Raw genomic sequence first — 12919 nt, 5'->3', positions numbered from 1 at the left:
AACCCAACCGACGAGGTGAACGATGTGCCAGGTACCGATGTCCCGGCGTGAGCTGCTCAAGCTCGCCACGCTGTTTACCGCCGGCGGGGCGCTGCCGCTGCTCAATGCCCTGAACGCGCGCGCGGCCGCGGAGCCCGATGCGCCGGTGCGCATCGGCTACCTGCCCATCACCGACGCCACGCCGCTGCTGGTGGCGCACAACAACGGCTATTTCGAGCAGGAAGGCATCAAGGCCGAGAAGCCGACCCTGCTGCGCAGCTGGGCCCAGCTGGTGGAGGCGTTCATCTCCGGCCAGGTCAACGTGGTCCACCTGCTGTCGCCGATGACGGTGTGGGCGCGCTTCGGCAGCCAGGTGCCGGCCAGGGTGGTGGCGTGGAACCACGTCGGCGGCTCCGCGCTGACGGTGGCGCCGCAGGTGTCGTCGGTGCGCGACCTCGGCGGCAAGACCGTGGCGATCCCGTTCTGGTACTCCATCCACAACGTGGTGCTGCAGACGCTACTGAGGAAGGACGGCCTGGTGCCGGTGACGAAGAAGACCGGCGCGCTGGCGCCGAACGAGGTCAACCTGGCGGTGATGGCGCCGTCCGACATGCCGCCGGCGCTGGCCTCGCGCCAGATCGAAGGCTACATCGTCGCCGAGCCGTTCAACGCCGCCGCCGAGACGCTCAAGATCGGCAAGGTGCTGCGCTTCACCGGCGACGTCTGGCGCAACCACGCCTGCTGCGTGGTGTTCATGCACCAGCAGGACCTGGACCGCCGCCCCGAGTGGTCGCAGAAGGTGGTCAACGCCGTGGTCAGGGCGCAGCGCTGGACCCAGGACCACCGCGCCGAGGCCGCGGCGCTGCTGTCCAAGGACGGCGCCAACCGCTACACGCCGCACACGCTCGACGCGCTGCGCAAGGTGCTCGCCCCCGATGCCGGCGACCACGGCCGCTATCTCGCCAGCGGCGCCATCCACCATCCCGACTGGAAGGACAACCGCATCGACTTCCAGCCCTATCCGTATCCGAGCTACACCGAGGAACTGGTGCGGCGCCTGAAGGGCACGCTGATCGAAGGCAACAGCGCGTTCCTCGCCACGCTCGACCCGCAGCGCGCGGCGCGCGAGCTGGTCGACGACCGCTTCGTGCGGCGCGCGCTGGCCGACGCCGGCGGCCTCAAGGCCTTCGGCTTCCCCGAGGGCTTCACGCGGCAGGAGGAGATCGCGGCGTGACGCAGCGGGAGAACGTGCCGGCGCGGGGGCCGGGAGATGGTTCGGTGAATGGGCTGACGAGCGGAGCCATCGTCGCGCCCGCGAACGCAACCGCGAACGCGCCGGCGAAGGGCGCGGGAACGGGCACGGCAAAGGGCGCCGCAAAGCGCACGTTCCACGCCGACCTGTGGCGCGGCCTGGCCGGGCTGGCGGTCCTGGTGCTGCTGTGGTGGCTTGCCACCGGCGCGGGCCGGGCCGAGGGCCTGGCGGCGCGCTTCACGCCGGCGGCCACGCTGGCCAGCCTGGCGGAGCTGCTGCGCCAGCCGGACCTGCCCATGCACGTCGCCGCGAGCCTGAAGCGCGTGCTGCTCGGGCTGGCCATCGCGCTGCTGGCGGGCGTGCCGCTGGGCCTGCTGGTCGGCGGCGCCCGCGCCGTCGATGCCGCGGTCTCGCCGGCTTTCCAGTTCCTGCGCATGATCTCGCCGCTGTCGTGGATGCCCGTGGTGGTGATGGCGCTCGGCGTGGGCGACCGCTCGGTGGTGTTCCTGCTGGCCTTCGCCGGCGTCTGGCCGATCCTGCTCAGCACCGCCGCCGGCGTGCGCCAGCTCGACGCGCGCTGGATCCTGCTGGCGCGCAGCCTGGCCGCCACGCGCGCCGAGATGCTCACGCGCGTGGTGCTGCCCGGCGCGGTCAGCAGCATGCTGACCGGGCTGCGGCTGTCGATCGGCATCGTCTGGATCGTGCTGGTGCCGGCGGAAATGCTCGGCGTCAACGCCGGGCTGGGCTACTTCATCCTCGACACGCGCGACCGCCTGGCCTACTCCGAGCTGCTCGCCACCGTGCTGGTGATCGGCGTGCTGGGCTTCGCGCTCGATACGCTGGCGCGCTGGCTGCACCGCTGGTGGGTGCCTTCCTAGGCGGCACGAGGCGGCGGCGTGGCGCGCGCCGCCGCTCTCCCTCTTTTCCTGCCTCCCGCCGGAAGTGACGCCAGGACGGCACGGCCACCAGTTTCCGCGCGCCGGCGCGCCGGCGCATATACCTATATATGATTCCGCGCGCAAAACGCCGCCCGTATCATGCAGTCGAGGGTAGCCGGACTGCCGCCGCCGCCGCTGGCGCACCGGACCCATTGCTCAGCTTGGTCGAGGTAGTCGCTTTGCATAACAACCAGATAATCGCCATCGTTGACGACGACGATTCCGTTCGCCTCGCCACGTCAAGCCTGGTGCGCTCGCTGGGCTGGAAGGTGCTTTTGTTCGCTTCGGCCCACGCCTTTCTCGATTCGGGCCGCGCCGCCGAGGTGGCCGGGGTGATCTCCGACATCCAGATGCCGGGCATGACCGGCCTGGAGATGCAGCGCAAGCTGGTGGAGGCCGGCTGCCGCATTCCGGTGATCTTCATCACCGCGTTCTGCACCGAGGCGATCCGCCGGCAGGCGATGGAGAGCGGGGCGCTGTCGTTTCTCTGCAAGCCGGTCGACGGCGCCTCCGTGCAGGAATGCCTGGACCGGATCGCGCGCGGCGACGCGGCGCCGGGCCGTTGAGCGGCGCCGGTGGATTTGTCGATGGGTTTGCCGCCGGATTGGCCGCCGGGTTCGTCGTTTCCGGCACGGGGACAAAGGCCGCGCAACGGTATAATTTTCCGCGCCATGCCCGGCGTGCCGCGTTCGCCGCGTGCGCCGGGCCGCCGCCGGCCACCGCAGAAAACGAAGCGCCGAGGAACCATGCCATCGAATCGGTTTGTCCGAAATGAGCCGCCCCCCAGATGCGCCGCCCCCATTCCCTTCGCGCCCGCCGCGCGCCGGCAGCCCCGCGATGAATGAGTCGTTCCGGGCGGGCGACCCCGCGCTGTCGGACTCGCGCATCCTGCTGGGCGCGGCCGCGCTGCTGGCCGTCGCGGTCTTCCTGATCGACGCGCTGACGCCGCTGGACATCGCCATCGCGGTCCTCTACGTGGTGGTGGTGCTGCTGGTCGCGCTGACCGGCTCGCGCCGCGCCACGCTGGCGGTGGCGGTGGTCTGCGCCGTCCTCACCGTGATCGGCTTCCTGCTGTCCAAGGGCGCGCACATGGGCGGCGGCTCGCTGGCGCGCTGCGTGTTCAGCCTGCTGGCGATCGGCATCACCTCGCTGCTGGCGGTGCGCAACCTGGCCAGCAACGCGCGCCTGCGCGAGCAGGTGCAGATGCTCGACATGACGCACGACGCCATCGTCGTCTACGACCTCAACGACATCATCACCTTCTGGAACCACGGCGCCGAGGAAGTGTACGGCTGGACCGCCGCGCAGGCCATCGGGCAGCCCATGCACACCCTGACGCAGACGCGTTTCCCGATCCCGCCGGAGCGCATCCACGAGGAACTGCTGCGCAACGGGCGCTGGGACGGCGAGCTGGAGCGCGTCCGCCGCGACGGCGCGCGCGTGGTCATCTCCAGCCGCTGGGCCCTGTGGCGCGACGGCGCCGGCAAGCCGGTCGCCATCATCGCCACCAACAACGACATCACCGAGCGCCAGCGCGCCGAGGCGGCGCTGGCGCAGAGCGAGGCCTTCCTGGCGGAGGCGCAGCAGCTGAGCAAGACCGGCAGCATCGCCATGCGGCTGCCCGAGGGCGCCATGACGTGGTCGGACGAGGCCTACTCCATCTTCGGCTACGGCCGGGACGTGCAGCCGAGCGCGGAGCGGGTGATCGAGCGCACCCATCCGGAAGACCTCGCGCTGGTGCAGGCCGCGCGCGAGCAGGCGCGTGCCGGCGTGCCGCAGATCGACGTGGCGCACCGCCTGCTGCTGCCGGACGGCACCGTCAAGCACGTGCACCTGGTGGCGCGGCGGACCGTGGCCGCGGCCGGCCGCTACGAGTACGTGGGCGCGCTCATGGACGTCACCGACACCACGCTGACGCAGCAGGCGCTGCAGCGCACCTTGTCCGAGCTGGCGCACGTGATGCGCGTCACCACGCTGGGCGAGCTGGCGGCGTCGATCGCGCACGAGGTGACGCAGCCGATCGCCGCCATCGTCACCTGCGGCGACTCCGCGCTGCGCTGGCTCAACCGCCCGCAGCCCGAGGTCGGCGAGGCCACCGAGTCGATCCGGCAGATGATCCGCGACGCCCGGCGCTCCAGCGAGATCATCCGCCAGATCCGCTCGATGGCGCAGAAGCGCGATCCCAGCTACGCGGAGATGGACCTCAACGCGCTGGTCGACGAATCGCTGGCGCTGGTGCGGCGCGAGCTGCAGGACCATCACGTGGAGGCCGAGCTGCGCCTGGGCGAGCCGCCCGCGCTGATCTGCGGCGACCGCATCCAGCTCCAGCAGGTGCTCATCAACCTGCTGATGAACGCGGTGCAGGCGATGGATTCGGTCGGCGGACGGCGCTGCCTGCGGGTCGCCACGCGCGCGGCCGACGAGCGGCACGTGCGGGTCGAGGTGCGCGACTCCGGCAAGGGCATCGCGCCCGAGGACGCCGGGCGCCTGTTCAATGCCTTCTTCACCACCAAGGCCGACGGCATGGGCATGGGGCTGTCGATCTGCCGCTCCATCATCGAGGCGCACGGCGGGCGCATCTGGGCCGAGTCGCCGCCGGAGGGCGGCGCGCTGCTGCAGGTGCTGCTGCCCCTGCACGAGCCGGACGACGGCGATGCCGCCGGCGTGGCCGAAGGCAACACCAAGGGAGCCAGCCATGAGCAATGAGCCCGGCGCAAGCGGGGGTACGGGGGTCGTCTACGTGGTGGACGACGACGAGTCGATGCGCGTCGCCGTCGGCATGCTGCTGCGCTCGGTGGGGCTGCGCGTCGAGGCGTTCGCCTCGGCGCAGGAATTCCTCGCGCATGAGCTCGGCGACGCGCCGAGCTGCCTGATCCTGGACGTGCGCCTCAAGGGCCAGAGCGGCCTGGCCGTGCAGGAGCAGATCGCGGCCGGGCGCATCCCGATCCCGATCGTCTTCATGACCGCGCACGGCGACATCGCCATGTCGGTCAAGGCCATGAAGGCGGGCGCCACCGACTTCCTCGCCAAGCCGTTCCGCGACCAGGACATGCTCGACGCCGTGACCAGCGCGCTCGAGCGCGACGCCGCGCGGCGCGCGGCCGACCAGTCCAGCGCCGACCTGCGCCGGCGCTACGACACTCTCACGCCGCGCGAGCGCGAAGTGATGGCGCTGGTGGTGCGCGGCCTGATGAACAAGCAGATCGCCGGCGAGATGGGCCTGAGCGAGATCACCGTGAAGATCCACCGCGGCCAGGCCATGAAGAAGATGGGCTCGCGCTCGCTGGCGGACTTTGTGCTCAAGGCCGAGGCGCTCGGCATGACGTCCGGCGCGCTGTCGTGACGGCGCCGCGCGCCGCCCATACCCCGGTATAGCCGCCTCACCCCGACGGGCGCGCCGCGCAACCGATCGTAGGGCTGTCCGCGCCGCCGCGCGTGCACTACCTTCAAGCTGACGCGGCGGCCGCTCCCGGCCGCCGCCAATGCCGCGGAGGACAAGCACATGCGCGTACTGGTGATCGAGGACGAGCCCAAGACGGGCGCCTATCTCAAGAAAGGCGTGCAGGAATCCGGCTGCCAGGTGGACGTGGCCGCCGACGGCGCCGACGGCCTGTTCCTGGCGCAGGAATATCCCTACGACGTGATCGTGCTGGACGTGACGCTGCCGGCGATGGACGGCTGGTCGGTGCTCAAGGCGCTGCGCGCGAGCCACGCCACGCCGGTGCTGTTCCTGAGCGCGCGCCGGCTGAAGGCACAGGGGCGCCGCGGGGTGGGTCCGACGATCCATATCGAAGCCTCCAGGCAAGGGGTGGCGGGGCGCCGCGGGGCCGGTTCCGCGCGGCGCCGGGTCATGGATGCAGTGTGGCGCGGCGGACTTACCGGGCGCTGACCGGCGCATGACCAAGTCGTCATGTTGCGCGGGGGGCGCAGGAGCGGCCCGGAAAGAGAGGAAAGAGCGGCTTGCGGGAGGGGCGAGACCGGCGCAGCGCCAACGTGACAACCTTGTAATCAGATGGTCAGCCGCGAGTCACCACGTCTGACCAACAATGATCACAACTTGCTCACATCCTGACGCAAGAACCAAGGCACCGCACTCCGGCGGGCCACCCAACCGAAAGAGGTAATCATCATGAAATCGCTGATCCAGACCGTACTCGTCGCCTGCGTCATGGCCGCTCCCGTGGTGTCGTTCGCGCAGAGCGCACAGAGCGCGCAAGGCCCCGTGACCCGCGCCGAAGTGCGCGCCGACCTGATCCGCCTCGAGAAGGCCGGCTACGATCCGCACATCGACAACGCGACCTATCCGGCCGACATCCAGGCCGCCGAAGCCAAGGTCGCCGCGCAGGAACAGATGGCCAGCAACGACAAGGCAGCCGCGCCGGCCGCCGCGCAGACGGCCGGCATGCCGATGCAGGCGTCGATGAACACGGTGCCGCGCATCGACCTGCCGCGCAACCCGTTCTACGCCGGGGCCTGAATGCAGACCACGCCGGCAGCAGCCCGCCCCGGAGCAGCCGGGGCGGGCTGCTTTGCTTTGGTTGTGCCTGGCGCGCGCATTTCGCGCGCGGCGGCGTTGTAGCGTGCTGGTGCCCGAGGCATCGGCGGTATCGAAGTACGTGAACATCCCTCATGGATCCCGGCGCGCGGGATTCGACGATCCGTCCCGGTTCTTCTTCTTCTTTCCCGTTCCCTGCAAGGCATGCCGGTCATCGGTGCGAGCCGATGCGCCTGGGCACGGTTTCGTGCGGCATGCGTGTTGAGAGTGGATGGCGCCCGGCATTGCGGGCGCCGCCGGTGCCGTCGCGGTGTTCAGGTGTGCGAGTTCTGCTCGTCGGCGGGCGATGCCGACACGCCGCTCTGGTCGCGGCCGGCCAGTTGCAGGCCCGCGAACGGCCGCGGCGGCTGCCCGGCGCGCGCGCCTTCGGTGAAGGCGTCGTACTTGCGGCCGTGCGCGCCGTCCAGGTAGACGTCGCGCTTGTCGTTGCGCGCGCCGTCGGTATAGACGTCGCGCGGCTTGTCGACGCTGAAGCGGTAGCCGTAGCTGTCGCCGGCCTGCGCGCTGGCGCGCGGGTCGGCGGCGTGGGCAAGCGTGGCGCCGAGCGCGCTGGCGGCGAGCAGGGCGGTGGCGAGCAGGCGTCGGGTCAGGATGGTCATGGTGGTTCTCCGGTGGGTCGAGGCGTGGTGTCGGCAGGTGTGCCGTCGAGGGGAACCGCACGATGCCGGCTCCTTGCTGGAAAGCATAGAAGCCGCGTTGCGCCGGCGCCTTCGTACGCGAGGTGCGCCGGGCTAGCGCATTGGTAGCGCCACCCTATCCTTTGGTTTAGCCGGAGATGCGCGCGAAGCTGCGCGCGGCTAGGCCGCGGCCGCCTGCAGGCGGCGCATGCCCGCGGCGCCGAGCCACGCGCCGCACACGCCCAGCGCCACCGGCAGCAGCAAGGCGCCGCCGGACCGCGTGAACTCGGCGATCAGCACCGCCGCGGTGAGCGGCGCGCGCATCGTGGCGCCGAGGAAGGCCGCGCCGCCGACCAGCGCGAAGGCGCCGGGCGCGGTGCCGGGCCAGACGAGGGACCAGCCCTCGCCCAGCACGATGGAGAGCAGCGCGCCGATGGCCAGCGCCGGCGTGAGCAGGCCGCCCTGCGCGCCCGCGCGCAGGCTGGTCAGCGTGAAGAGCGCGCGCAGGCCCAGCAGGGCCAGCGCGGCCGTGGCGCCGAAGGCGCCGTCGAAGCCGACCTGCGCCGGCCCCTTGCCGTTGCCCAGCAGCGCGGGAAAGCGCGTGGCGACCAGCCCGATGCAGGCGAAGTTGAGCACGCACAGCAGCGGCAGCCACCAGCCGGCCGCGGCCCGCCGCCGCGCCGCCGCGGTCCAGCGCGCGAACACGGTGCCGAGCGCGCCCAGCAGCGGCCCGGCCAGCGCGGCCCACGCCAGCAGCGCGGGCGTCACCGGATAGTGCGGCACCAGGTATTGCGGATGATTGCCGAGCCCCGCGCGCGCCACCAGCGCGGCCAGGCACGAGGTAGTGAGCGCGGCCAGCACCGCGCGCCAGCCCGCCGTGGCGAGCAGCGCTTCGAGCACGAACACCGCGCCGGCCAGCGGCACGTTGTACACCGCCGCCAGGCCGGCGCCCGCGCCGCATGCCACCAGCAGGCGCGCGTGCGCGGCGGGCAGGGCGAGGCGGCGCGCCAGCACGCCGGCCAGCATCGCGGCCAGCTCGCGCGGCGCCACCTCGCGGCCGAGCGGCGAGCCCAGCGCCACGGTGATGACCTGCAGCAGCGCGTGGCAGGTGGTGGCGAACGGCGGCAGCCAGGCTTCGGCCCGCACCGCGCGCGCGATGCCGCGCAGCGGCTGGCACCAGCGGTACACGGCCCACCAGCCCGCGCCGGCGACGATGCCGCACAGGCACAGCACCGCCACGCGCCGCGGCGGGGAGGATTGCGTCACGCCTTGCAGGAAGCTCTCGGAAGCCAGCGCGCCGTAGCCGTAGGCGAGGTGCTGCACGAAGTGGAGCAGGGTGGCCACGGCGAGGCCGACCACGCCGCCGGCCACGCCGGTGGCCAGCAGCGCGAGCGGCCAGCGCAGCAGGCCGGCGGCACGCGCCGCGCCGCCGCCGCTGTCACTGCGCGGCGGCATCGAGCACGGTTGCCAGGATCATGGCATCGGCATTGCGCGGGCGCGGGCGGCACGGGCGCGGCTTGTAGATGGCGTCGCCCGGCGCGATGGCCTGCCCGCTCATGGCGCACACGCCGGCCGCGCGCGCGGTGGCGGCGTCCCATTCCTGGTCGCCGTAGCGGCAGTGGGTGGCGTCGCGCCAGGCCAGCGTGGCGGTGCCGGGGCCGGGCCGGTCGATCACGCTGATCAGCGCGCCGTAGTAGCCGCGCGCGGCGCGCGGCGCGGCGTTCGCGCACGGCGGCGCGAGGCCCTCCGCGCGGGCCGACAGCAGGCGCAGGGCCTGCTGCCAGGGATCGGCGGCGCGCGGGGCGGGGGCGCCGCGGTCGATGACGTTGCTGTCGGCTGGCATGTCGACACCTCCGGTTCGGGATGGCCTGGCGCGCGCCGCGCGGCGGCGGCGCCTAATGCGCATCATGCGGATCAGGCGGCCTTGCGTTCGAGGCCGCTCTTGACCTTCCAGTTGTAGGGCGTCTCGCCCACGAAGCGCTTGAACACCGTGGTGAAGTGCGACTGCGAGCGGAAGCCGCAGCCCAGCGCCACGTCGAGCATGGTCTGGCCGCTGGCGCCGAGCAGCACCTGGGCCCGCTCGATGCGCCGGCGCAGCAGGTATTCGTGCGGGCGCAGCCCGGTGGCGAGGCGGAACTGCGCGGCGAAATGCATGCGCGTGAGGCCGGCGCTGTCGGCGATGTCGGCCAGGCCGATGGCTTCCGACAGATGGGCGTCGATATAGTCGGTGGCGCGGCGCAGGCGCCACGCGGGCAGCGCGGTCATGTTGCGTCCCCTGGGCGCGGCCTGCTGGAAGTGGCGCGCCACCAGCCGCGAGACGATGGCCAGGCTCACGCTGTCGGTGAAGATGCGGCCCGCGCCGCCGTCCCGCGTCTGCGCCACCGCCAGCGCCTGCCCCAGCCGCTCGAGCGCGCCGTCCTGCACCAGGCGCGGATCGCCGAGCACGATGTCGCCGGCATGCGCGTGGCCAAACAGGTCCTGGTAGCACTCGGCCAGCACCGCCTGCGAGGCGTACAGGTGGAGCACGTCGCTGGGCGCGTCGAAGGTGGCGCGCACCGCCACGCGCGGCGCGGTGACTTGCACCACGCCCGCAGTGACGCGGCCGGACACCACCACGCGGCTGGCGTGCGTGAACGTCAGCGAGGTGCATTTCAGGCTCATGGCGATGCAGTGGTGCGCGTCGTTGCCGGGATGGGCCACCGCGCACGGCGCGCCGGCGCGGCGCGTCCAACGCGACACCGGCACCACGCCATGCGCCGCGCCGCCGGGCGAGCGCCAGGCGCTTTCCTGGTCGATGGGGCAGCGGGACGGCGCCGGCGCGAGGTCTTCCGAGGCGGGGTGGCACGCGAGCGGGGCATGGAACATGATGGACCTCGATGTGGGTTCTGGATGGGGGCGGGACGTCGGTCCGCGATGGATTCAAGGTATCGCAGCGCCGGGCGGGCCACCAGCCCTACGAACGGTTGCGGGCGGCGTCGGATGGTTTGCGCGATTCATACCTAGGTTTAGCTTGCGGCGCGGCGGGCGCCTGTGCTGCTGACACGGGCGTATGCTGTCTGGTGACCGGCGCGGCCACGCTGGCGTGGGAAAGCCGGCTCAGCTACGCGCTGCTGAACCGCGAGGCGCAGAGCGCGCTCGCGCAGCCGCGAGACGCCGGTGCCCGCCATGCCCGACCGCTGAACCGGCCTTTGCATCGACCACCGACCCCGCACGCACACGGAGACGCCATGACTGGCCAGGACCCGCACGCCAACCCGGACCCGGACTGGGACCCCCAGGCGCACACCGCGCTGCTGAGCATCCTCGCGGTGTGCTGGGAGGCCGGCCAGGCCGGCGACGGCCGCGCCATGTCGCTGGCGCGCCTGCGCAAGCGCGCCGGCCTGCCGATGAGCGAGCTGCGGCGCACGCTGGTGGATCTCGAGGAAGGAAACCTGCTGGCCGTGCGCATGGAGCCGGACGGCGCCACCGGCACGGTCTGGCTGACCGAGGGCGGCACGGCGCTGTGCAGGGAGCTGTTCGGCGCGGCGTGAGCGCCGCCGCCCGCCACCCCGGTCGTTGCGTGGGGGTGCTCAGCAGTGCGCGAGCGCCTCGCCGGCGAACTCGGAGAGGCTGTCGCGCCGGCAGAAGCTCAGCAGCCGCATGCCGGCCTGCCGCGCGATGCCGATCGCCAGCGAGGTCGGCGCCGAGATCGTGGCCAGCGCCGGGATCTGCATGCGCGCGGCCTTGCGCACCAGTTCGTAGCTGGCGCGGCTGGACATGAAGACGAAACCCTGGCGCAGGTCGGCGCGCGCCAGCGCGAGCTGGCCGATCAGCTTGTCCAGCGCGTTGTGGCGGCCCACGTCTTCCATCACGCGCAGCACGCCGCCGTCCGGCGCGCACCACGCCGCGGCGTGGATGCCGCCGGTCTCGCGCATCAGCGGCTGGCGCGCCGGCAGGTCGCGCGCGGCGCGCCAGACCGCCTCGGGCAGGATCTCGGCGCGGCCCGGCACCGGCGCCAGCGGCGCCGGCGCGAGATCGAGCAGCGCCAGGCTTTCCAGCCCGCACACGCCGCAGCCGGTGCGCCCGGCCAGGCTGCGGCGGCGCTGCTTGAGCAGCAGGAAGGCTTCCTGCGCGATGCGGAGCCGCACCTCGGCGCCGTTCTCATGCATGGCGAGCTCGATGTCGAAGATGTCCGAGGCGGCCCCGACGATGCCCTCGGTCAGCGCGAAGCCCACCGCGAACGCCTCGAGGTCGCGCGGGGTGGTCATCATCACCGCGTGCGAGATGCCGTTGAAGACCAGCGCCACCGGGAATTCCTCGGCCACGCGGTCGCGGCCGGGGCGGGAGAAGCCGGGGCCGTGGCGCACCACCGCGCAGGCGATGCTGCCGGCGCGCTCGCCGCCTTCGTCGTTCTGGCCGCCGGGGCCGCGGCGCGCGGCGGGCGGGTTGGTCGTCTCGGGCATGGCGGGCTTCCTCAGGTCAGGTGGTAGGCGCGCACGGGCGTGGCCGCGGGCGGCAGTTCGAGCTCGCACAGTTCCAGCAGCGAGCGTTCGATGCCGTTCGTGATGGCGTCCAGCGCGAGGTTGTTCGGCGCCAGGCCGAACGGCTCGGCGATGTCGCTGGCGATCGCCTCCAGCGCGATCAGCGTGTACGACACGAAGATGGCGATCAGCGGCGTGGCCATGCCGATGGAGTCGACCAGCCCGAACGGCAGCAGCATGCAGTAGGCGTACACCGTGCGATGGAGCAGCACGCCGTAGGCGAACGGGATCGGCGTGGAGGCGATGCGCTCGCAGCCGCCCACCACCTCGCCGAGGCGGTCGAGCTGGCGGTCCAGCATCCACAGCTGGGTGCCGGTGATGCCCAGGCGCCGGTGCGAGGCCGCCAGCGCCGCGCGCAGCGCGTTGAGCTGCGCCACCGGCTTGTACTGCTTGGCGGCCAGCGCCGCCGCCGCGTGCGCGGGCAGCAGGCGCCACAGGTCGGCGGCGGGGCTGGTGCCGCGCAACTGGTGCTTCAGCGCGCAGGCGAAGGCGACGATGCCGCGCGCGAAGGCCGCGCCGTCGAACGCGCCGTCCACCGGCGCGGCGTAGCACAGCGCCTGCGACGCCAGCGTGCGCGAGGCGATGAACAGGTGGCCCCACAGCTTGCGCGCTTCCCAGTAGCGGTCGTAGCTGGCGTTGTTGCGGAACGCCAGGAAGATGGTCAGCGCCACGCCGCACAGGGTGAAGGGAACGGCATTGAGCGGGATCTTCTCGCCCAGCACGCGCCCGCCGGTGGCCACCGCGAGCCCGCTCACCAGCGCCATGAAGACCAGCTGCGGAATGATGTTCTGGAGCACCGAGCCGTTCCAGACGAACAGCATGCGAAACCAGTTCTGCGGGGGGCGGACGATCACGGTGCGGGCCTTGGGGACGGTGGAATGGCGGGTGCGACGGAACAGGGCCGCAGCGTAGCGCGCCGCGCCGGGGCTGTATTCGCGCCGCCCGCGCGTTCTTCCGATTCGCACGGTGGCGGCGTGGTGGCCGCGTGATGGCGGCCCGCCGTCCGCGCGGTGCCGTGCGAATCCGACATCGGCGGGCCGCGGCGAAAGCCGCCCGCC

Annotated in this window: 13 protein-coding genes and 1 pseudogene; 8 read left to right on the top strand and 6 right to left on the bottom strand. The window is 72.5% G+C overall.

Translation table 11 applies throughout. The features are described from left to right. The first annotated feature begins 22 nt into the window (after positions 1-22). The 7 genes and pseudogenes from ACWTPI_RS31140 to ACWTPI_RS31110 all read left to right on the top strand — a co-directional run bounded on the left by ACWTPI_RS31140 (position 23) and on the right by ACWTPI_RS31110 (position 6646). Complete coding sequence (locus ACWTPI_RS31140) at positions 23-1213, top strand: ABC transporter substrate-binding protein (protein WP_029043458.1); 1191 nt, start codon at positions 23-25, stop codon at positions 1211-1213. A 44-nt stretch (positions 1214-1257) separates the two neighbouring features. Further along, positions 1258-2109 (top strand): ABC transporter permease, encoded by an 852-nt coding sequence (locus tag ACWTPI_RS31135; RefSeq protein WP_454733690.1) that lies wholly within the window; start codon positions 1258-1260, stop codon positions 2107-2109. A gap of 128 nt (positions 2110-2237) precedes the next feature. Next, complete coding sequence (locus ACWTPI_RS31130; RefSeq protein ID WP_454733689.1) at positions 2238-2735, top strand: response regulator transcription factor; 498 nt, start codon at positions 2238-2240, stop codon at positions 2733-2735. 271 nt (positions 2736-3006) lie between these two features. Next, positions 3007-4875, top strand: a complete 1869-nt coding sequence (locus ACWTPI_RS31125) for a PAS domain-containing sensor histidine kinase (RefSeq protein WP_454733688.1) — start codon at positions 3007-3009, stop codon at positions 4873-4875. Then, positions 4865-5512 (top strand): response regulator transcription factor, encoded by a 648-nt coding sequence (locus ACWTPI_RS31120; protein ID WP_029043456.1) that lies wholly within the window; start codon positions 4865-4867, stop codon positions 5510-5512. Before ACWTPI_RS31125 ends, ACWTPI_RS31120 begins: the two co-directional genes overlap by 11 nt. A 159-nt stretch (positions 5513-5671) precedes the next feature. Then, positions 5672-5911, top strand: a pseudogene (locus ACWTPI_RS31115) (response regulator); the annotation flags it as partial. Between the two features lie 387 nt (positions 5912-6298). After that, positions 6299-6646: a DUF4148 domain-containing protein gene (locus ACWTPI_RS31110; RefSeq protein WP_454733687.1), complete on the top strand. Its 348-nt coding sequence runs from the start codon at positions 6299-6301 to the stop codon at positions 6644-6646. A gap of 332 nt (positions 6647-6978) precedes the next feature. Here the strand turns inward: ACWTPI_RS31110 and ACWTPI_RS31105 are convergent, their stop codons facing one another. The 4 genes from ACWTPI_RS31105 to ACWTPI_RS31090 form a co-directional block, all read right to left on the bottom strand. Further along, positions 6979-7323 (bottom strand): hypothetical protein, encoded by a 345-nt coding sequence (locus ACWTPI_RS31105; protein WP_454733686.1) that lies wholly within the window; start codon positions 7321-7323, stop codon positions 6979-6981. 198 nt (positions 7324-7521) lie between these two features. Next, positions 7522-8796 (bottom strand): chloride channel protein, encoded by a 1275-nt coding sequence (locus ACWTPI_RS31100; RefSeq protein ID WP_454733685.1) that lies wholly within the window; start codon positions 8794-8796, stop codon positions 7522-7524. Then, positions 8780-9184, bottom strand: a complete 405-nt coding sequence (locus ACWTPI_RS31095; RefSeq protein ID WP_454733684.1) for a DUF3331 domain-containing protein — start codon at positions 9182-9184, stop codon at positions 8780-8782. The genes ACWTPI_RS31100 and ACWTPI_RS31095 overlap by 17 nt, the downstream gene beginning before the upstream one ends. 71 nt (positions 9185-9255) lie before the next feature. Beyond that, positions 9256-10206 (bottom strand): helix-turn-helix domain-containing protein, encoded by a 951-nt coding sequence (locus ACWTPI_RS31090; RefSeq protein WP_454733683.1) that lies wholly within the window; start codon positions 10204-10206, stop codon positions 9256-9258. 362 nt (positions 10207-10568) lie between these two features. On the opposite strand from ACWTPI_RS31090, the gene ACWTPI_RS31085 reads away from it, so the two are divergent. After that, positions 10569-10871, top strand: coding sequence for a hypothetical protein (locus ACWTPI_RS31085; RefSeq protein ID WP_020202363.1), 303 nt, complete (start codon positions 10569-10571; stop codon positions 10869-10871). A gap of 39 nt (positions 10872-10910) precedes the next feature. Here the strand turns inward: ACWTPI_RS31085 and fdhD are convergent, their stop codons facing one another. Both fdhD and ACWTPI_RS31075 read right to left on the bottom strand, forming a co-directional pair. Further along, positions 10911-11783, bottom strand: coding sequence for a formate dehydrogenase accessory sulfurtransferase FdhD (fdhD, locus tag ACWTPI_RS31080; protein WP_454733682.1), 873 nt, complete (start codon positions 11781-11783; stop codon positions 10911-10913). 11 nt (positions 11784-11794) lie between these two features. Continuing rightward, positions 11795-12715: a bestrophin family protein gene (locus ACWTPI_RS31075; RefSeq protein WP_454733681.1), complete on the bottom strand. Its 921-nt coding sequence runs from the start codon at positions 12713-12715 to the stop codon at positions 11795-11797. Between the last annotated feature and the right edge of the window lie 204 nt (positions 12716-12919).

Source organism: Cupriavidus ulmosensis (genome assembly GCF_977008105.1).
The sequence above is the reverse complement of the archived record's forward strand: the minus strand, read 5'-3'. Positions and strand labels throughout refer to the sequence as shown.

Excerpts from the sequence above, each read along its gene's own strand:
- ACWTPI_RS31140 (WP_029043458.1), top strand. The coding sequence starts at position 23 with ATGTGCCAGGTACCGATGTCCCGGCGTGAGCTGCTCAAGCTCGCCACG.
- ACWTPI_RS31130 (WP_454733689.1), top strand. The coding sequence starts at position 2,238 with ATGATTCCGCGCGCAAAACGCCGCCCGTATCATGCAGTCGAGGGTAGC.
- ACWTPI_RS31125 (WP_454733688.1), top strand. The coding sequence starts at position 3,007 with ATGAATGAGTCGTTCCGGGCGGGCGACCCCGCGCTGTCGGACTCGCGC.
- ACWTPI_RS31120 (WP_029043456.1), top strand. The coding sequence starts at position 4,865 with ATGAGCAATGAGCCCGGCGCAAGCGGGGGTACGGGGGTCGTCTACGTG.
- ACWTPI_RS31110 (WP_454733687.1), top strand. The coding sequence starts at position 6,299 with ATGAAATCGCTGATCCAGACCGTACTCGTCGCCTGCGTCATGGCCGCT.
- ACWTPI_RS31105 (WP_454733686.1), bottom strand. The coding sequence starts at position 7,323 with ATGACCATCCTGACCCGACGCCTGCTCGCCACCGCCCTGCTCGCCGCC.
- ACWTPI_RS31100 (WP_454733685.1), bottom strand. The coding sequence starts at position 8,796 with ATGCCGCCGCGCAGTGACAGCGGCGGCGGCGCGGCGCGTGCCGCCGGC.
- ACWTPI_RS31095 (WP_454733684.1), bottom strand. The coding sequence starts at position 9,184 with ATGCCAGCCGACAGCAACGTCATCGACCGCGGCGCCCCCGCCCCGCGC.
- ACWTPI_RS31090 (WP_454733683.1), bottom strand. The coding sequence starts at position 10,206 with ATGTTCCATGCCCCGCTCGCGTGCCACCCCGCCTCGGAAGACCTCGCG.
- ACWTPI_RS31085 (WP_020202363.1), top strand. The coding sequence starts at position 10,569 with ATGACTGGCCAGGACCCGCACGCCAACCCGGACCCGGACTGGGACCCC.
- fdhD (WP_454733682.1), bottom strand. The coding sequence starts at position 11,783 with ATGCCCGAGACGACCAACCCGCCCGCCGCGCGCCGCGGCCCCGGCGGC.